The following is an 18,995-nucleotide window of genomic DNA, read 5'->3' as shown; positions in this document are numbered from 1 at the left end:
TTATATTACAAAAACAACGTCAAGGAAGGGTTACGAAAAACATGTACATAGCAGATAAATGGGTAGACTACGAGGTTATAGATACGGGAGACGGGGATAAGCTGGAGCGTTGGGGCAATTATACGCTTCGTCGTCCCGATCCGCAAATCATTTGGCCGATTACAAACGAAACGGGCTTATGGAAAAAAGCAGACGGGCATTACCATCGCAGCAACTCCGGCGGCGGCCAATGGTCGATGAGCGACACGCTTCCCGAGCGCTGGACCATTTCATATGGCGAGCTTAATTTTCACATTAAACCAACAAATTTTAAGCATACCGGCTTATTTCCGGAGCAAGCGGTTAACTGGAGCTGGATGATGGACAAAATCCGCTCCGCAGGCAGGCCTGTACGCGTGCTGAATCTATTTGCCTACTCGGGTGGCGCTACCGTTGCTGCTGCCGCTGCAGGCGCTGAGGTATGCCATGTGGACGCAGCTAAGGGCATGGTCCAATGGGCGAAAGATAACGCACAGCTTTCAGGACTGGAATCTGCGCCAATTCGTTATATTACGGATGATGTATTCAAATTCGTGCAGCGCGAGCAGCGCCGCGGCAAGCAATATGATGCAATCATTATGGATCCGCCATCTTATGGACGGGGACCGAATGGAGAAACTTGGAAGCTCGAAGAAAATCTATTTCCGTTTTTGCAGTCCTGCACATCTATTCTGTCCGATAATCCTTTGTTTTTGCTTATCAACTCTTATACGACAGGGCTCTCTCCTTCTGTGCTTCACAACCTGCTGCATATGACGATGAATGCAAAATACGGCGGCGAGATCAACTGCGGGGAAATCGGATTGCCGATTACGAAATCCGGCCTTAATTTGCCATGCGGTATTTTGGGACGCTGGGAGTCTAAGTAATGTCGATCAAGGTATTATTTGAGGACAATCATATTATTGCTGTTGTGAAACCGCCCGGCGTTCTCTCCCAAGAGGACGACACGGGCGATCCCGACATGCTGACACTGCTTAAGCAGGACATAAAGGAAAGATATAACAAGCCGGGAAATGTATTTCTCGGCCTCGTTCACCGGCTTGACCGTATGGTTGGCGGAGTCATGATTTTTGCCAAAACATCGAAAGCCGCCTCCAGATTATCCGAATCGGTTCGCAGCCGCGATTTTGGAAAAACTTATGTCTGCGTCGTACAAGGAGTACCGAACAAGCCCCAGGCCCGCCTAACGAATTTTATCCGCAAGGATAACAAGCAAAATCAAGTCACGGTCTATAATAAACCGACCAGCGATGCAAAAGAAGCCATATTAGATTACGAGGTGGCAGCCGTTTCCGGCCGTTATTCGCTTATCGCCGTTAAATTGCATACGGGTCGACCTCATCAAATTCGCGCGCAGTTTGCACACATAGGCTGTCCGCTGGTCGGCGATCTTAAATATGGCGCCAAACCAACCGCCGGTATCGCTGAAATCGCATTATGGTCGACCTCGGTCTCCGTCCCTCATCCCGTTTCAAAGGAACGGATGAGCTTCCGCTCCGTCCCAAGCGGCTCAGATGCCTGGACATGGTGGATGGATGCGCAGCTTGAAGAGGCCTCCGGCATGTTAAGCAACGCGTAACAAGGAAGGACGAATATTAAATGCGCCGCAAACGGCACCGAAAATTTCAAGCCCTTTTATTAGTACTTTGTTTCATTGGATTACTGATCATTTTTTTAGTGCCCTTCCTTACGGATCGCGCACCTGAACCGTCTGACCCAAATCCGTCAGCAGCTGCAGTGCCTGAACCTGATGAGCAAGCAACCGTTACGCCTTCGCCATCCCCCGTTGTGATTGAGCCAACGCCAACACCTGAGCCTGTATATGCAGACGCAGTATGGATGGCTGTAGGCGATGTGATGATGCATACCCCGCAGCTTCCAGGCGCTTTTGACAAAAAGGCAAACCGATATAATTTCAATCCTTTTTTTGCGGAGGTTAAGCCTATCTTGGAGCAGGGCGACTGGGTCATTGCAAATCTTGAGACCCCGATGGGCGGCGCAGAGTTCGGTTATTCCGGTTATCCGCAATTCAATGCGCCCGTGGAGCTTGGCGAAGCGCTCAATGCTGCTGGCTTTAACTTCATTACGAATGCCAACAATCACTCTCTGGATCAAGGGGAAGCCGGCATACTGCGTACAATTGAGAACCTCAAAGCACTTGATATTCCGTTTAAAGGAACCGCTGCGTCACAAGAGGAAGCCGACAGCGCCGTGTTATCCGAGAAAAACGGCATTGTAATGGGAGTGCTGGCTTACACATATGGAACGAACGGAATTCCGATTCCGGAAGGTAAGCCATACCTTGTCTCCCTGATAGACGAAGAAAAAATAAAAGCAGATATTAAAAAGCTCCGAGATGCCGGCGCAGATTTCATTACTGTCTCCCTGCACTTCGGGACAGAGTATCAAATTACGCCAAATGATGAACAAAAACGTCTAGCTAGAAGCTTAGTCGCTGCGGGAGCGGATATTATCGCCGGTTCGCATCCACATGTCGTGCAGCCATATGAAGTCGTTGAAACGACCGGTGAGAACGGCCATGTAAAAAAAGGTCTTATTATTTATTCTATGGGTAATTTCATTTCTAACCAGCGGGGCGACTCGAAGGATTACGGGGTTATTTTCAAAGTAAATGTTCGTAAAAATATGACGGACGGCACCGTGGACTTTACGGATATCGAATCGATTCCGACATGGGTCCATCGTTATAAACCCGATCATTCTTACCGCTACCGCGTATTGCCGATTGAAGAAACGATTACTGCGACTACCGATACCTTGCTAACAGAAGCCGACTACATTGTGCTAAAAAAAAATTACGATATGCTGCGCAATCGGCTCGATTCTATGAAATAAGCTCTTCCACCGCTAGTTTGCTTACAAATTAGCAACTTTGCCCAGCAGGTAAACCAACAGCTGTTGATTATGAGAGGAAATGCGGTCCAACGATTGTTCGATCAATTCGGTCCGAATCGTTGTACCGCGATCCGCTTCAGCTTTTCCCTTCTCCGATACAGAAACCCACACGATTCTTCGGTCATTATCATCACGCGTTCGTTCAATCAACTCATTTCGTTCCATCCTGTCAAGCAGCGTCGTAATCGCAGCAGGCGTAGTAGCCAAGTATTGCAGTAGATCCGAAGGTTTCATCGGCTGATGCTGAAGCAGCAGCTCTAGCACGTTAAGCTGGCCTTCCGTTAATGGAGCTAGCGATTGTTCCAAGTTAGTTTTCCAATCCCGTGATAGCCTCGTCCATAATCGAGTAAATTCTCCAGACACCATACTCTCACACCAACTCTCTGTCAATTTCCAACTATTTGTTTTTAATTATAGCAGTCTTTAATGTCGAATTAAAGATTAACCCAATTAATAATTTGCGCTATTAATCGATACGAAGTCGAACATTATGACAGCGTTAGACATACAATGTGGCGAAGGCCCAGCGCCATGTCTATTTATGCTTATAAAGTAAGGAGCGTGTACCGAGTGGAAGAAAGAAAAGCGATGATCATGGAAAAAATCAAAAGTTACGGCATCATAAAAGACCCACAATGGCTGGACCGCCCGGATGAGCTGGTACCATTGTGGGTCATGCTTGAAGCCATATTAGAAGTGATTGAACGGTTTGATCCGCCTAATCGGCCTTTTGATTAGAATCTGAGCTAGAGCGTGCGAGCGTATTCGTTATTACATCCGTTTTCTCAACCGGGAACACCAGCTTACCAATCGCTTTACGCTCTTCAATCGGAGCCTTCTCCGAAGTAGCAATTAACTTTGCACCCGATGAGGTAAACGCAACAATTTCTTTCGCTGCTTTGCAATAATAGGCTCCGACGAGTGAGGCTCCGTTCGGACGTACTCGCTTGCCTTCTTTAAATTCGAAGGTTTGTACGCCTTTGCCTCCTCTGCCCTGTATTGGATAATCCAGAAGCAGCGTTCGCTTAGCGTATCCGATATCGGAAATGACGAGTACTTCGCCTTCATCTTCAGCAACCCATTCCGCAGCGATAAGCTCGTCTCCATCCTTCAACTGGATTCCTCTAACGCCAGTTGCCACTCTGCCCATCGGATTAACCTCAGTCTCAGCAAAACGTATGCTCATTCCCTGCTTCGTTACGAGCATAATTTGCTTCGAGCTGTCGCTGAGGATAACTCTTATGACTTCGTCCCCGTCCGATACCTTGCATGCGGCTACCGCGGTTGATCTCGTTGTGGCGTATTCCTTAAGCTCCGTCCGCTTGACCTGACCTTTCTTAGTTACGAAAACAAGCGATGCGGTGGAAGATTGAATGTCTTTAATCGGGATCACGCTAACGATCGAGTCATCCTTTGGCATCGGCACAACGTTAACGATAGCAGTCCCCGTTTCCTTCCATTTGAATTCCGGAATCTGATGGACCGGCAATAAATAATATTGACCTTTGCGTGTGAATAGCAGCAAATTATCTATCGTATTTACCTCAAGCAGCTCTTTTACAAAGTCGCCTTCCTTGACGCCGGCATTTTGCAGCTCGCCGCCTGACCTCGTAAATGAAAGCATGCTTGTCCGTTTCACGTAACCGTCTTGGCTGAGCGTTACAAGAACATCCTCAGGCGTTACCAGAACTTCAAGGTTTACCTTCAGCTCCTCAATTTCGCCGCGCAAATCTGAACGGCGATCAATCCCGTATTTCGTCTGAATCTCAAGAAGCTCATCCTTGATGACGCCGATAAGCTTTTTCTCACTAGCCAAGATTGATTTTAAGTAAGCAATCTTCTTCATTGCTTCTTTTAGCTCTTTCTCAAGCGTCGTAATCTCGAGGTTGGTTAAGCGGTATAGCTGCAAGGTGAGAATAGCATCTGCTTGACGAGCGGTGAAACCGAACTTCGCGATCAGATTATCTTGCGCGTCCGCACGGTTTTTGGAGGCTTTGATCGTTGCGATAACTTCATCCAAAATATTGAGCGCCTTTACGAGACCTTCAACCACATGTGCCCGATCCTCAGCCTTTTCGAGATCGTATTTCGTCCGGTAGGTGACGACTTCCTTCTGATGCTCAATGTAGGCCGACAAGATTTGCTTTAAACCAAGCTGCATCGGCGTTTTATTGACGATTGCGACCATATTGAAGCTGTATGCCACTTGAAGATCGGTTTTCTTAAACAAATAGGCTAGTATCCCCTGTGCATCGGCGTCTTTCTTAAACTCGACGACAATTCGGAGACCGTTCCGTCCGCTCTCGTCGCGCACCTCTGCAATGCCCTCGACCTTTTTCTCGATCCGGATGTTTTCCATTGCGGTAACCAGGCGGGATTTAACGACTTGGTAAGGGATTTCAGTAATGACTAGCTGCTGCTTGCCGCCGCGCATGTCTTCGATCGCTGTTTTGGCGCGTATGTAAATACGTCCCTTGCCAGTTGCGTAAGCATCGCGAATACCTTCTTCGCCCATAATGATGCCTCCGGTCGGAAAATCCGGGCCTTTGACATAAGTCATGAGCTCTTCCAGTGAAAGCTCAGGACTGCCCATAAGCGCGATACAAGCATCGATGATCTCGCGCAGGTTATGAGGCGGAATCTCCGTGGCAAAGCCGGCAGAGATGCCGCTGGTCCCGTTTACGAGCAAATTAGGGTACCGCGACGGCAGCACTACCGGCTCCTTCGTTGTATTATCGAAATTATCTTTAAACTGAACCGTTCTTTTCTCTATATCACGAAGCAGCTCCATCGCAATAGCGGACAAACGCGCTTCTGTATAACGCATAGCTGCCGCGGGATCATCATCCTGCGAGCCCCAGTTTCCGTGTCCGTCAACGAGCGGATGCCCCATCTTCCATGGCTGTGCCATCCTTACCATACCTTCATAAATGGACGAATCACCATGCGGATGATAGTTACCCATTACGTCGCCGACTGTTTTAGCCGATTTGCGGTATTGCTTGTCCGGCGTATTGCCCGAATCATACATCGCATATAGAATACGACGCTGCACCGGCTTCAAGCCGTCGCGAACGTCAGGAATGGCGCGGTCCTGAATAATATACTTTGAATAGCGTCCAAAGCGGTCACCCACAACCTCTTCCAAAAACGCCGGTAAAAATTGTTCCAGCATACTCATGCAGAAATCCCCCTACTCCTCATATTCCATAAAGTCGACATTTTCTACGATCCATCGCTTCCGCGGATCTACCTTATCGCCCATCAGCGTCGAAACTCTGCGCTCTGCTTTGGCAGCATCCTCGATCTGCACTTGGAGCAGCGTCCGTTTCTCTGGATCCATCGTTGTTTCCCAGAGCTGATCAGGATTCATCTCTCCAAGTCCTTTATAGCGCTGAAGCTCGTAATTTTTGCCGTATTCCTTTAAATAATTTTGCAGCTGTTCATCCGTCCATGCATATCGAATCGTTTCCAGCTTTCCTGATTTACGGGTAATTTTGTACAAAGGCGGCTGCGCGATATACACACGGCCCAAATCGATAAGCGGCTTCATATAACGATAGAAAAAAGTAAGAAGCAATACTTGAATATGAGCGCCGTCCGTATCCGCATCCGTCATAATAATTATTTTGTTATAGTTGCATTCTTCCGCTACAAATTCAGAACCTACGCCCGCGCCGATGGCCGATATGATCGCTTTGTACTCATCGTTTTTCAAGATATCGATAAGCTTCGCTTTCTCAGGGTTCATTGGTTTGCCTTTGAGCGGCAATAGCGCTTGGTATTTCGAATCGCGGCCTTGCTTGGCCGAGCCGCCGGCGGAATCCCCTTCTACGATAAATAGCTCCGTACGAGTATAATCTTTAGATTGCGCAGGGGTTAGCTTGCCGTTAAGGTTGGAGCTCTCGCTACGCTTCTTGCCGCTGCGGATTTCTTCGCGCGCCTTGCGTGCGGCTTCGCGCGCTTTCGAGGCTTGTAGTGATTTTTTCAACAGCATTTGCGCGATCTGAGGATTTTCCTCCAGAAAAACCTGCATCTTCTCAGATACGATCGCATCGACCGCGCTTCGGGCGGAGGAGCTGCCGAGCTGATCTTTGGTTTGGCCGACAAATTCCACTTCGGACATCTTGATATTAATGACGACCATCATGCCTTCGCGCAGGTCATTGCCTTCAAGATTTTTATCTTTATCCTTCAGCATTGCCGCTTTACGCGCATAATCATTCATTACTCGCGTATACGCCGTTTTAAAACCGGTTTCATGCGTGCCGCCGCCGCGAGTCGGAATGGAGTTAACGAAAGAAGCGATGGTTTCGGTATAGCCATCGTTATACTGGAGAGCAACCTCAACTTCAATTTCATCCCGCTCGCTTGCAAAGTGAATGACGTCATGCAGCACCGTTTTGTTTTCATTCAAAAACTGAACGAATTGACGCGCCCCGCCCTCGTAATGAAATACATCCTGCTTGCCGCTTCGGTCATCTTTAATTGACACCTTAAGGCCCGAGTTAAGAAAAGCGATTTCTTGAAGCCTTTCAGCAAGCGTATCATAGCTTAGCGTCGTCCCGTTCTGAAATACGCGGCCGTCCGGCTTGAATGTAACTTTAGTGCCTGTCCGGTTTGTTGTCCCGATAATCTCTAAGCCTCGAACAGGCTCACCTACATGCTCCCGGCCCGTTTCGTCGATCCAATATTCGAACCTTTGACGATGAATTTTGCCATCACGAAAGATGTCGACCTCTAACCACTCCGATAGGGCATTCGTAACCGAAGCACCAACGCCGTGCAGGCCGCCGGACTTCTTGTATCCCCCGCCGCCAAACTTTCCGCCTGCATGCAAAATCGTAAAAACAACCTGAGGCGTGGGTATGCCGGTCTTATGCATGCCGGTAGGTATACCTCGTCCGTTATCATGAACGGTTACTGCTCCGTTCTTATGCAGGGTAACTTCGATAGCCGAACAAAACTTGGCTAAGTGTTCGTCGACCGCATTGTCGACAATTTCCCAAACCAAGTGATGTAAACCCGAGCTGCTTGTACTACCTATGTACATACCCGGTCTTTTTCGGACAGCAGTTAAACCTTCAAGCACCTGTATATCATCGGCCTCGTAATTTCGGTCTGCGGCCGCTGTATTTGCAAAGAGATCTGTTTGCTCTGACATGAGCGTCCCCCAATCTGTAGTCACGTTTCCGTATCTTCAAGCTATTTTAATTCAAGTTGTCCTGTTTCGTAAAGACACCAAAGCAGTGGATCTGTGCCATAATCCGCCAAATCGCAAGCACGATAAGGGAAAATGGAAGTCATTCCTCAATTCGGCAGCGATGAATCATCCCATAGACAATACAGTATTAAAAAGGATCCGAACGGGATAGTCAACAAGCTGACCCGCTTGCAACAATATATAGAATCATTGGGACATGTGATGCGAATGAGACGAATCAATAAGACATCCCCCGCATTTGGATCCCTGTAACCATAAGAATTGTCCAGCCCGCTTCTCCACAAAAAATGGCCAAAAATCATATGACGTAATAAAAATGTTAAGACATCCGTTAGGGGTACGTATAAGGATAACATATTTCGCTTATTAAACATCATCTTCCGCTTCTCAAACAATCCAGAGTGTCGCTTGAATATAAATCGTGCCCGTCGTTCGATCACTTGATACCATTTCCGATCCGTTTGTTTATACGAAACCTTCAGCTCAGCGTAAGTAAAAATCGGAATAAGCGCAAGCAAAATTAAATTGAATGCGAAAAAACTTTTTTTCTTTCCTATTTTCAGCCTCTTGGTTTGGATAAGTCTACACATAATAATCAACTGTATTCCCTCCATAATTCACTATGGGTATGACAATCTGATATAGAGCAGATCTGGCAGCTGTTAAAATAACTGATGTTAGCATGTTTTACAAATTATTGGGATTTATGTATGGTTTGAATAAATATTATGGCCCAATGATTCGAAGTGGGTACGGAATAGAGACTGTAACTCCCCCTGATATAAGTTATACTTAATCAACAATATCTTTTTTGCGAGGTCAAAAATGACGGAGAATCCACGCATTGACTGTATGAAATGCAAATATTTTTATATTACATGGGATCCAGTTGGTCCTAGAGGATGCAAAGCCTTTGGATTTAAAACAAAGACGATGCCAAGTCTCACGGTCTTGTCTTCCTCCGGGAAGCCTTGCCTGCAATTCGAGGCTAAACAAAAGGCTAAAGCTTAGCTGAAAAACGTTTAGGAATGATAACCGCCAGCAAACAGAAGGGGCTGTCCTTGTAGGTCAATTAAGACCTTCCGGGACAGCCCCTTCCGCAAATGTGCCTATACATCTATTCTTTTAACATTATTTGTTTTCGGAGATCGAACTTGAGTTCGGCCCTATTCCTCTCTCATCCAAACTGTCATTTCGCCGCATGCTCGATTAGCCCAGGCGTAATAAGGAATGAACGTTAGCGCTGCCTCGACGCTGGTTTCTGACGAGGCCGGCTTGTAGAGTTCGCCGTTCCATTCGGAGGCCGAGGTTCGTTCCGCTAGTCCGCGAATAATCGTAACGCCTCCAAGAAGATCGCTTTGATAGATAGCTTGTAATTCCGCTTCTTTCGGAAGCAATAGCTCATGCAGCAAATTCCCGTTATCGGCTTCTTCCAAGCAGTAGACAAAAGGCCCTCTCTGCAGGGCAACCTTACCAATCGTTTCGCGAACGAGCGGATTCGCATTCATGCGGATGATCGGCATCTCCAGCTCTAATTCGACCACATCTCCATCCTTCCATAGCCGATCAACCATGATATAGCCGTTCATCAGGCGGCCGTCAGTCAAAAGCGGCTCGCCGTTGACCGATATTCGCATTGTCGGACACCAGTTCGGCTGCCGAAATGCTAGAGAAAAGACGGCCTCCCCGCCAGGAAACACCTTAACGGCGACTTTGTTATCGTTCGGAAAATCGGTCTCTTGAACGAGCCGAACGTTATATGTACCAAGCTTCAATTTTGCCTCGCCGCCTACATAAAGATGGACAAATGCGGTTTTCTCGCTCGTGGAATAGACATAATTACCAAGGGATGACAAAAGCCGTGCCACATTCGGCGGACAACAGGCACAACCGAACCAGCCCTGCCGCTCAGCCTTCACATGCTGTTTATTATGGTGATGGCATGCCTCTGGCACAACCTCAAGCGGATTAACATAAAAGAATTTTTTACCGTCCAACGACATGCCGGCGAGCACGGTATTGTAAAGAGCTCTCTCGAGCACATCCGCATATTGGCTGTTCGGCTCCAGCCGAAGCATCCGTTCCGCGAAGAAAATAAGTCCGATCGAAGCACAGGTCTCCGCATATGCGAGATCGTTCGGTAAATCATAATCGTAGGAGAAACGTTCGCCGAAGGCTTGTGAACCGATTGCCCCCGTAATATACATTCTTTTGCCTGTTAGATTATCCCACAAGCGCTTGCATGCTTCATAGAGACTAACATCTCCGGTTTCCGCAGCGATATCCGCCATGGCGGTGTACATATAGACTGCTCTTACGGCATGACCAGTCGCTTGCTGCTGCTGCCTCACCGGCTCATGCGCCTGTGCGTAATCCCCGCCGAAATCCTTCATCTCAGGGAAAAAGGTTTTTCGTCCCCTTCGCTCCCACTCCTCTGTTAAATAGTTAGGCGATTGTCCTCTCACATCGATGAAGTATTTGCTTAACTTCAGGTAACGATCATTTACAGTAGTCCGGTACAGCTTGATTAACGCCAGCTCAATTTCTTGATGTCCGTCGTAGCCTTGAAGCTGCCCCTCTCCTTTGCCAAAAACCGAATCAATATAATCAGCAAATTTGCACATGACATCGAGCAGCCTGCGCTTGCCTGTAGCATCAAAATAAGCGACAGCCGCCTCCATCATATGGCCTGCGCAATATAGCTCATGGCACTCAGCCAAGTTGGTCCATCGCTTATCCGGCTCTTTAATCGTGAAATACGTGTTCAAGTAACCGTCAGGCTGCTGCGCCGCAGCAACCAAATCAATGACCTCGTCTGCCAGCCTCTCTAAATCTGGATCAGGCATAACCTGCAGGCTATATCCGACTGCTTCCAACCATTTTGCAACATCGCTGTCTTGAAACACCATGCCTTGGAACTCCCCTGATTCATGTCCTGCTGCAATTCGGAAGTTTTGAATGGCAAAGCTCTTTTCCGCCTCAGGAATCCGATCATGGATAGCTTCATACTGATATGGGATGACCGTGTTTTTCACCAACCGAATATATCTCGACCAAAACGGGCTATCTATCCGCATGTCCTTAAGTGCCGGCGTTGTGATTTGTTGCTACTTGGCTAAATGATTCATCAACTAAAACCCTCCCATTGTTCGCGATCATTCATCCTCTAAGGACAGAAGCCGCTTTGTCCTTCTTCCGAAATTCCCTTGTTGTCGTTCCTGTGAATTTTTTGAATAAGAAACTAAAATAATGGGCGTCGTTATAGCCCACTTTATAGGCGATCTCATAGGTTTTGAAATCCGTCGTCTGCATTAAATCAATCGCATGGCTCATTCGCACGCAGGTAAGGAACTCGACAAAAGTTTGACCGGTTTCCTGACTGAAGATCGTGCTGAAATAACTGGGGCTCATGCCGACATGCTGTGCAACGGTATGAAGCGATAATTCGTACCTCATTGATTGCGCGCGGATAAAGTCCTTTGCTTTAATGATTTTTCCCGCATATTTATTGTTAGACTGCTCACGGAATCTCGTAACCGTCGCCAGCAGAACGGCTATAAAATCGACGGCTTCCTCATAACTGCTTACGTTTTTTATGTTTTGCTCGATAACGGTGATCTCATCATCGGAGAGCCCCGCGCTGCTAACAGCTTCCTTGCAAAATTGAAGTGCAATTAATGCGAGCTCCATACAAACATAGCTGCCGATAAAGGAGTTCTTCCAATCTATTCCTTCAAGACAGCTCATATATTTAGCCGTAAAGTCCAATGCGTCCTCGGCTTGGCCAAACTTCATGAAGTCGCTTATTTCCGCCCGGTCGATAGCAATCAGCTTCTGCATGGAAAACGTTTCTCGTTTGCCATTGACGCATTCTTGCTCCTTTTGTATTAAGTCCTGCTTTTTTTGGACATCGATCTGCTTGGCGGCCAAACGAACGACTTCGCTGAGCTCTAACGAACTGATCGGTTTCACGCAGTACTCACTTACCCCTATACGTAATGCCTCAAGAACATAATTGAACTCTTCATATCCGCTAAGCAAAATAATTTTCACGGAAGGCATATTGCGCTTAACATATCGGCTGAGTTCCAATCCGTCCATAAAAGGCATTTTAATATCGGTGACGATGATATCCGGATTTAGCTGATTAATTAATGGAAGCGCCAGCTCGCCGTCTGACGCCTCGCCGCAAAATATGCAGCCAATGGACTCCCAATCGATTCGGTCGCGGATCGCTTCCCTTATATCCGGTTCATCATCGACCAAAAACACTCTTTTCACCGAGGTCGCCTCCTTTATGATGAAGTAGGAGTATCTTCCGTTCACCTCCGCATCTTTGCTGAATGTAAGCATTTTCATTTCTCCTACATCTTAGCAACTATTGCCGGATGCCACTATACAAACGGGAACATTACCAAATTATTTCTACGATTACAAAGAAATGAGAATAAAAAATCGGGCGTCAGACCCTAAACAGGTCCGACGCCCGAATATTTTCACCACGATTTCCAGCTACCAGTTAAAAATCAATCTTGCCAAAGCAGCGAGATCCTCGATGTCGATTTTTCCGTCATGATTAAGATCGCTTCCCTTCACGGCATCCCAGCCTGGTTTTTGCGATGTCATGCCGTATGCTTTTGCCATAACCGCCAAATCGCCAATGCTTACGCGGTCATCGTTGTTATTGTCACCGATAACCTTTGTTATGACAGCCGCTTTGAAGGCTTCGAGCGCAGCATTCAAATCTTCGGCTGCCTTCGTCACCGCAATTTGCGTTGCGCTCGCGTCGCTGGCGATGAGCACAGCTTTATCAATCGCTTTCTGCAGTGCATCCTTCGAACCGGCAGGATATTGGCCGATTCGGTTGCCTTCAATCGCTGCATGATGGGTTTGCTGTGCATCAGCCAATAAAGCATTCAATGCGGCTTTGTCAACGTGTCCGATCTGAATGCCGTGAGATGCGCCTTGCAGCATCGTTTCAACACCACTGCTGTCTGCCGTGATCAATTCGGTAATCGCAACATTCGCGATGCCGTCCGCTGCGTTCTCCTTAGCCTTAAACGTCAATTTCATGTGATCGATATTTCGGCTTGCAGGCGCTTCATTGAGATGGACGCTTAAAAAACGGATTTTCCCTTCTGTCTGTTTATAATCTGCAATTATGAAATTCACTTCGTCCATGGACTGTACGGATATGAACTCAAGCTTGGTTTCATCAAAAACTAGCGTCATATCTTGAGCCATAACATCTTCTTCGACTCCCTTTAAGCCAAACACGAGTTCAACATTTTGCCCAGCCTGAACAGTATCAGGTCCTTTAAGCACTGCACCGGCAAGGGTACCGTTTAATTGAATGGTTCGTTGATAAGGCGTATTTACTTCTTCCCCGCCGGCTCGCAAAAGATAGTCACCGGAACTAACTGCGGAAGGCAAATAGGTGAAAGCGAAGAAGCCATCCGCTCCGCTTGTCGTTTGATTCAAATAATCCAACTTGCCGCTCGGGTCGGTAAAGGTCAGCGTTACTTGCTTCCCGCTGCCCGATGCGATTTTCCCTTGAACAGTTACGAAGCCGGAGGCTTCATCCGCGTTCACGGTTTGTACGATCACTTCTTCCTGCTGTTCTGATGCGCTAACGATGTTAGCGGTCATAAACAAGCTTATTGCAACGGCGAGCATAAGCTTAAAGCTCAATAAGTGTGCTGGCAACCATCTTGTCATATCCTCGTTCCTCCTTTTACGAGTTGATTTTGAAATAAGCGTGATACCTGAAATTATGGGCTTCATACATCGGTACGAGCGGCACGCCGTTCGTCATAAAGCTTAGAGGCCCAGTAGAAGTAATCGACTGGGACAATTGATTTTCATTCAACAATAAATTCAACCATGTCGTGCTGTTGCTTTTGCCGACCATGACAAGGGGACCGTAATAAATGCTGCCTGTTTTTGCGTCATCAGGCGTTTTCTCAAGCCGCAGGCTGAACGGCATATTAATATCGATTTTATCGCCCGCCGTCCAAGTCCTGCTCAGCGTAACGTAAGATCCTGATGCAGCCTCGATGTTCTGTTCAACACCGTTAATGGATACGTTAAAGCCATTCTCTACCCAAGAAGGCACGCGGAGCTTAATGGCGAGCGGTCCGTTTCCGTCCACTGTAATGGAGGTCGCTCCTTCCTCCGGATAGCTTGTCGTTTGTGTGATCGTAAATCCTTTTGCCTGCCAATTCAAAGTGGACGGGATATAGAGATTGACATAGAGCGTCGATAAGTCCGCGGAATGGAAATAAATAGATTCTTGATATTTCACATGATTTTCTAGTCCCGTTCCCATGCAGCAGGTAAAGGAGTTATAGTCATTCGTATACGATTTTTGATTGCCCGGTCCTAGCGGAACAAAGTAAGTCGTATGTCCATGATCCCCGTGCTGTTGTGATGCGAGTATGTGGTTGTAGAGCGCTTTTTCGTAATAATCCATATAGGCAGGATCAGGATTATGGAAGAACAGATTGCGGGTCAGCTTCAGCATGTTGTACGTGGCACAGGTTTCTGCCGTTTTGTCGTCAAGAATAGAGGCAATGACGTCCGCTCCCTTAAACATCTCGCCCTGGCCGGTCCCCCCGATATTAAAGGTTCGTTTATCGACGACCATATGCCAGAAGTTATCTGCGACTTTGTAATAATAAGAATCATTTGTTTGATCAAAAATACGCAAAGCTCCTGTTATTTGCGGGATATGCTGATTCGCATGCTTGCCGGTCAATGTATCCGTATTGTCAGCCGTCGGTTTAAATAAGGTTTCGTTATCGAACAACTTCGCGGTTTCCAGAAACGTATCGTTGCCGGTAATTGCGAACATTTCCGCGAGCACTTCGTTCATTCCGCCGTATTCCCCAGCAATATAGATGGACCACATTCGCTTCAACTGCTCCTTCGGCAGCATACTTAACCGTCCATGCGTCCATTCTCCCATCGCCTCTACAATTTCGAGAGCCTGATCATTTCCCGCATACTTGTAAGCATCAACAAGACCGGCCATAATTTTATGCAGCGTGTAATAAGGAGCCCAAATTGTCGGATAGGTCGTAAATTGCTCCAGTTTGATGAACTGATCCTCCGAATACCCACTCAGAAATCCATCGCTGTACCCTTTGGCAGGCATGGCATCTTGGACCTTGCCCAGCTCGGTGATCATTTCATCCAGCTTCTGCTTGAAGCGATCGTCGCTGCTGCTGGCGTAGGCCATCGCGAGTGCTGACAAATAATGTCCGGTCGAGTGGCCGCGAAGATTAGAATTTGGCGCATCCCAGCCACCGAGCGGTTGTGCACCCTTGGTATCCAGACCTGCGGCATCGCGGAACGTATACAGCATCCGATCATTATCTACGAAGAGCAGGTACGAGTAAGTACTGTCCCGATTTTCGGTAAACGGGCTGGCTTCCAGCGATACTTGACTGAGTTGAAACGGCTGGACCGACCAGCTTGCATTGCCCGGAACGCCTTGCACGGTGGCGTTTTCACTTAAACTCCAAGCTGTCGTATGCTCCGCGCTTTTGGCACGAACAGCATAGGTATGCGTGGAATTGTAGATCAGGCCCTTATGCTCGTACGGACTGCTGACATCGGTCATGACTATCCCGTCTACCTCAAGATCGTAGCTGACAGCCCCTGGAGCAGAATCCCACGTCACGTTTATTTGACTTTTCCCTTCCTCTGCCTTTGCAGACAGGCTGGACGGAGTCAAAGGGGCGCTTGATACATCCGCGAGCTGAGTAACGGTTGAGAGAGGCTTTTGCTTCGATGATTTGATCTCATCGCCTTCCCATACGAATACCTTCACCGAATGTCCAGCAATGTCATTTGGAAGAAGCATTGATGCGGCTAGCTCCTCTGTCATTCCGGGTGCTACCTGCTTATTGGCATGTACGGCGTCTTTCATCCGTCCCGTTTCATCGAATCTGGCAGCCGTTACGAGCACAGGAATTGCAATGTCGCTTTTATTGATAGCTGTTACGGTCGTTAGGAGATTCTCGCCAGGCAGAAGCCGATCAAGGCTAAAGCTCGTTTGAAACAGCATTTCCTTGACCTTCACCTCTGCTATCGCCTTGATCGACGTGCCCGGCACCTCGCCCTCTACTTGGATTGTACCTGGTTCCTCATAGCTCGACGGGTCAATCTCTGCCCATGAAACTTCCATTTGCCTGCTTGTTTCACCGTCGTTATAATCGGCAATCACGATGTTCGGAAGAGCAGGCTTTGTTCCGATTGCAGTCTCTGCATAGGTTTGCCTGAATCGCTGTATGGACAGCTGGAAGGGCTGCTCTATTACTCGAATTTCGAAAACCTTCGTAAGGCTTGCCGCTCCTTTTGTAATCCTCGCCGTTAACGTTACCATCGCATCGCCCGTGCGCGGCTCGGGCCTATTCACCTTTCCGTCCGTACCAATGACATCGCTGTTGCTTGATTGCCATACAATGGTCGAACCGTTTTGCCCAGTCTCCGGCAGTTCCATATCGGTAATAATCGCGTCTATATCTCCTAGCTGCAGCTGTTCCTTGTCCAAAGCTACGATTTCTTGATCGGAGAGTTTAGCCAACACTGTGGCTTGAAATTCCCTTATTACACTAACGCCGCCCTTAGCAATTGTCGCCGTAAGGAGCACATTCTCGTTTCCCTTACCAGGTTCAGGCCGAATTACTTTCCCATCAGCTGCTATGACTTTCTCATTGCTTGAAGTCCATGTAATCATCGAGCCCATTTGACCGAGAGACGGCAGCGCAATATCCGCCTCCACCGTAAATAAATTTCCTAAATTAATCGCATCCCGATCCGACTGCACGATAAATTCGTCAGACAAATCAAGGAGCGATGATATTTCGGCTGCGCTAAGCGCTTTGTTGTAAATGCGGAAATCCTCGAATTTCCCCCGAAATGCAGGATCGCCGTTAAATTGCGATTTCCCTATAAAATTTGAAGTCGTGCTTCCTAGGCTGGCTGGATTCAAAGTTAAATCGTTATTTTCCGCCACTTTAACGCCGTCTTCGTACAAAATCCCCTTTTTCCCTTCGATGACTAAAGTGACATGCTTCCATACGCCTGTGCTTAAATCCGCTCCCTTTGTCACATGCTGCTCACTTCCCCAGCCATTGGTTGTAATCGCAGCAGCTAAGCCTTCGCCCCCTCGTTTCTCCCTGTTGCCGTTACGAACATGTATCGTGTCGTCCCGCTTCCAAAATCAAATAATCTGGCATAGTCCTGCGAACTGTCCATATACACCCAAGTAGAAACGGTAATATCGGTCACTCCGTTTAAAATGTTATTGGGCAGTTGAACATACCCGCCTGTTAATTGAATGGCCTTGCCGTTTTTGCCATCGGTTATTGCGGTGCTTCCCACGAGCGTTGCATCATTTCCTTTTCCCGATTGATCCTTTATTTTGCTTGCTTCCGCTTGATCGAAACGATACCAAGCAATTAGATTTGCTGTAGATGCATCCGCGAATACATTAACGGACTGAATGATTCCTCCAAGCATAGCTGTGATCAGAAAGAGCGACATCCACTTTTTTATCCGCATCTCTTAAACCTCCTCATTACACTTCATTTTCAAATCCCTATTAAGCGCTAACACGAATTCAATTCCTCCTCCTCCTCTACATCTTCAGTCTGCTAGGCACATCCTGACTATAGAAGGACGCGGGAACGAAGACAATGCGAATTCTTTCGAAAAAAGTTCAATATTTTCGAAGGGTGTTTTCTTCCTTTCTTTTGTGTAACCGACCGAATATATTTCACCTTTCTTTGCTTATTTCCATTTGCTATAGTGACCTTGCGGCAACTATCTCTCGAATGCCATACGAACAGGGAAGGGGTAATAAACAATGAAACGAACTGGTCACCGAATAGATCGAAGCTTACGCTTATGGATGTTTAGCTGCTTTATCTTATTCTTTTTACTGCTGCTGCTTTTATTGACCGGTTTCGTGAACGGACGTGCAAATATTAAAGCGCCTGTTCAAGAAACAATAGCGATGGTGAATGGCAAAGAGATCGTAAAAAGCCGTCTCTACGAAATGCTTATTGATACAGGCGGCAAGAAAGCATTGGAAAAGCAAATCGTGGAGGAGCTAATTAATCAAGAAGCAAGCAAGAAAAACATAGCTGTCACGGATGAAGACATCGACCTTGAGCTTGATATCTTAAAGAGGGAATACGATTCTCCTGAGGAATACCGCAGCAAGCTGGCCGAGGACGGCTTCATGGATCGTTCCATGCGTGCGCAGATAAGCATGCAGCTGCTTTTGGACAAAACCCGCGTTACCGATGCAGACATACAAAATTACTATGACCAAAATAAAGCGCGTTGGGCCAAGCAGGATGCGGTTCGGGTCTCTCATATTCTGGTTCAATCGAAGGAGCAGGCGGACGTGATTGCGGTAAAGTTAAAATCCGGCGAAGATTTCGCCAAGCTCGCCGGCCAGTTCTCGCTTGATCCGGGAGCAAAAAGCAACGGCGGGGATTTGGGCTTAATTGAACGAGGTTATTTGGAGCAAAGCTTCGAGGATGACGCCTTTGCTCTGCAGCCTGGCGAGCCAGCGGAAATCACCGAATCAAGCCAAGGATTTCACATTCTAGTCGTAACGAAACGACAAGAAAGCGCCGCAGCAACTTTACGCGAACGCGAAGAGCAAATACGAAATGAGCTGATCGATTCTGAAATCTATGATTTGATTGGTCCTTGGCTGGAGGAATTGCGGGCTGGGGCATCCATTGAACTGCTGCAGCTTCAATAGTTCTATAGGCTGGAATACGCATTATCC

At 47.4% G+C, this 18,995-nt stretch carries 13 protein-coding genes; 5 read left to right on the top strand and 8 right to left on the bottom strand.

Going from position 1 to position 18,995, the window contains the following annotated elements; genetic code table 11:
• Window positions 1-41: 41 nt before the first annotated feature.
• Genes RCO25_RS25040 through RCO25_RS25030 form a run of 3 tightly spaced genes read left to right on the top strand, consistent with a single transcriptional unit; the run spans window position 42 to window position 2,898 of the window.
• Window positions 42-908, top strand: a complete 867-nt coding sequence (locus RCO25_RS25040; protein ID WP_308998836.1) for a class I SAM-dependent methyltransferase — start codon at window positions 42-44, stop codon at window positions 906-908.
• Window positions 908-1,621, top strand: coding sequence for an RluA family pseudouridine synthase (locus RCO25_RS25035; protein WP_308998835.1), 714 nt, complete (start codon window positions 908-910; stop codon window positions 1,619-1,621). The genes RCO25_RS25040 and RCO25_RS25035 overlap by 1 nt, the downstream gene beginning before the upstream one ends.
• A gap of 20 nt (window positions 1,622-1,641) precedes the next feature.
• Window positions 1,642-2,898, top strand: coding sequence for a CapA family protein (locus tag RCO25_RS25030; RefSeq protein ID WP_308998834.1), 1,257 nt, complete (start codon window positions 1,642-1,644; stop codon window positions 2,896-2,898).
• 21 nt (window positions 2,899-2,919) lie between these two features.
• Here the strand turns inward: RCO25_RS25030 and RCO25_RS25025 are convergent, their stop codons facing one another.
• Window positions 2,920-3,324, bottom strand: coding sequence for a MarR family winged helix-turn-helix transcriptional regulator (locus tag RCO25_RS25025; RefSeq protein ID WP_308998833.1), 405 nt, complete (start codon window positions 3,322-3,324; stop codon window positions 2,920-2,922).
• Window positions 3,325-3,528: 204 nt separating this feature from the next.
• Here RCO25_RS25025 and RCO25_RS25020 point away from each other — a divergent pair, with 204 nt between their 5' ends.
• Entirely contained in the window at window positions 3,529-3,696 is a 168-nt protein-coding gene (locus tag RCO25_RS25020; RefSeq protein WP_308998832.1) for a hypothetical protein, read from the top strand.
• On the opposite strand, the gene gyrA is transcribed toward RCO25_RS25020, so the two are convergent.
• The 7 genes from gyrA to RCO25_RS24985 form a co-directional block, all read right to left on the bottom strand.
• A complete protein-coding gene (gene gyrA / locus RCO25_RS25015) occupies window positions 3,677-6,139 on the bottom strand; it encodes a DNA gyrase subunit A (RefSeq protein ID WP_308998831.1) in 2,463 nt (820 codons plus the stop codon). The two genes, RCO25_RS25020 and gyrA, sit on opposite strands and share 20 nt — an antisense overlap.
• Window positions 6,140-6,151: 12 nt before the next feature.
• Window positions 6,152-8,122, bottom strand: coding sequence for a DNA topoisomerase IV subunit B (gene parE / locus RCO25_RS25010; RefSeq protein ID WP_308998830.1), 1,971 nt, complete (start codon window positions 8,120-8,122; stop codon window positions 6,152-6,154).
• Window positions 8,123-9,348: 1,226 nt separating this feature from the next.
• Window positions 9,349-11,259, bottom strand: a complete 1,911-nt coding sequence (locus RCO25_RS25005) for a glycoside hydrolase family 127 protein (protein WP_308998829.1) — start codon at window positions 11,257-11,259, stop codon at window positions 9,349-9,351.
• An 82-nt stretch (window positions 11,260-11,341) separates the two neighbouring features.
• The gene (locus RCO25_RS25000) at window positions 11,342-12,535 is read right to left on the bottom strand and encodes a response regulator transcription factor (protein WP_308998828.1); all 1,194 of its coding nucleotides are present in this window, start codon (window positions 12,533-12,535) and stop codon (window positions 11,342-11,344) included.
• A 159-nt stretch (window positions 12,536-12,694) separates the two neighbouring features.
• Entirely contained in the window at window positions 12,695-13,900 is a 1,206-nt protein-coding gene (locus tag RCO25_RS24995; protein ID WP_308998827.1) for a cohesin domain-containing protein, read from the bottom strand.
• Between the two features lie 16 nt (window positions 13,901-13,916).
• Window positions 13,917-17,333 (bottom strand): beta-L-arabinofuranosidase domain-containing protein, encoded by a 3,417-nt coding sequence (locus tag RCO25_RS24990; RefSeq protein ID WP_308998858.1) that lies wholly within the window; start codon window positions 17,331-17,333, stop codon window positions 13,917-13,919.
• Between the two features lie 8 nt (window positions 17,334-17,341).
• A complete protein-coding gene (locus tag RCO25_RS24985) occupies window positions 17,342-17,752 on the bottom strand; it encodes a LamG-like jellyroll fold domain-containing protein (RefSeq protein ID WP_308998826.1) in 411 nt (136 codons plus the stop codon).
• Between the two features lie 304 nt (window positions 17,753-18,056).
• Here RCO25_RS24985 and RCO25_RS24980 point away from each other — a divergent pair, with 304 nt between their 5' ends.
• Window positions 18,057-18,968, top strand: coding sequence for a peptidylprolyl isomerase (locus RCO25_RS24980; RefSeq protein WP_308998825.1), 912 nt, complete (start codon window positions 18,057-18,059; stop codon window positions 18,966-18,968).
• Window positions 18,969-18,995 lie beyond the last annotated feature (27 nt).

The organism is Paenibacillus sp. LHD-38 (assembly GCF_031157315.1).
In the GTDB taxonomy this organism is placed as follows: domain Bacteria; phylum Bacillota; class Bacilli; order Paenibacillales; family Paenibacillaceae; genus Pristimantibacillus.
This window is presented reverse-complemented; position numbering and strand designations above follow the sequence as displayed.

What these genes read in the sequence shown, in the direction of transcription:
- RCO25_RS25030 (WP_308998834.1), top strand. Translation starts at nt 1,642, where the DNA reads ATGCGCCGCAAACGGCACCGAAAATTTCAAGCCCTTTTATTAGTACTT.
- RCO25_RS25000 (WP_308998828.1), bottom strand. Translation starts at nt 12,535, where the DNA reads ATGCTTACATTCAGCAAAGATGCGGAGGTGAACGGAAGATACTCCTAC.
- RCO25_RS25040 (WP_308998836.1), top strand. Translation starts at nt 42, where the DNA reads ATGTACATAGCAGATAAATGGGTAGACTACGAGGTTATAGATACGGGA.
- RCO25_RS25005 (WP_308998829.1), bottom strand. Translation starts at nt 11,259, where the DNA reads ATGCGGATAGATAGCCCGTTTTGGTCGAGATATATTCGGTTGGTGAAA.
- RCO25_RS25035 (WP_308998835.1), top strand. Translation starts at nt 908, where the DNA reads ATGTCGATCAAGGTATTATTTGAGGACAATCATATTATTGCTGTTGTG.
- RCO25_RS24995 (WP_308998827.1), bottom strand. Translation starts at nt 13,900, where the DNA reads ATGACAAGATGGTTGCCAGCACACTTATTGAGCTTTAAGCTTATGCTC.
- RCO25_RS24985 (WP_308998826.1), bottom strand. Translation starts at nt 17,752, where the DNA reads ATGCGGATAAAAAAGTGGATGTCGCTCTTTCTGATCACAGCTATGCTT.
- parE (WP_308998830.1), bottom strand. Translation starts at nt 8,122, where the DNA reads ATGTCAGAGCAAACAGATCTCTTTGCAAATACAGCGGCCGCAGACCGA.
- RCO25_RS25025 (WP_308998833.1), bottom strand. Translation starts at nt 3,324, where the DNA reads ATGGTGTCTGGAGAATTTACTCGATTATGGACGAGGCTATCACGGGAT.
- gyrA (WP_308998831.1), bottom strand. Translation starts at nt 6,139, where the DNA reads ATGAGTATGCTGGAACAATTTTTACCGGCGTTTTTGGAAGAGGTTGTG.
- RCO25_RS24980 (WP_308998825.1), top strand. Translation starts at nt 18,057, where the DNA reads ATGAAACGAACTGGTCACCGAATAGATCGAAGCTTACGCTTATGGATG.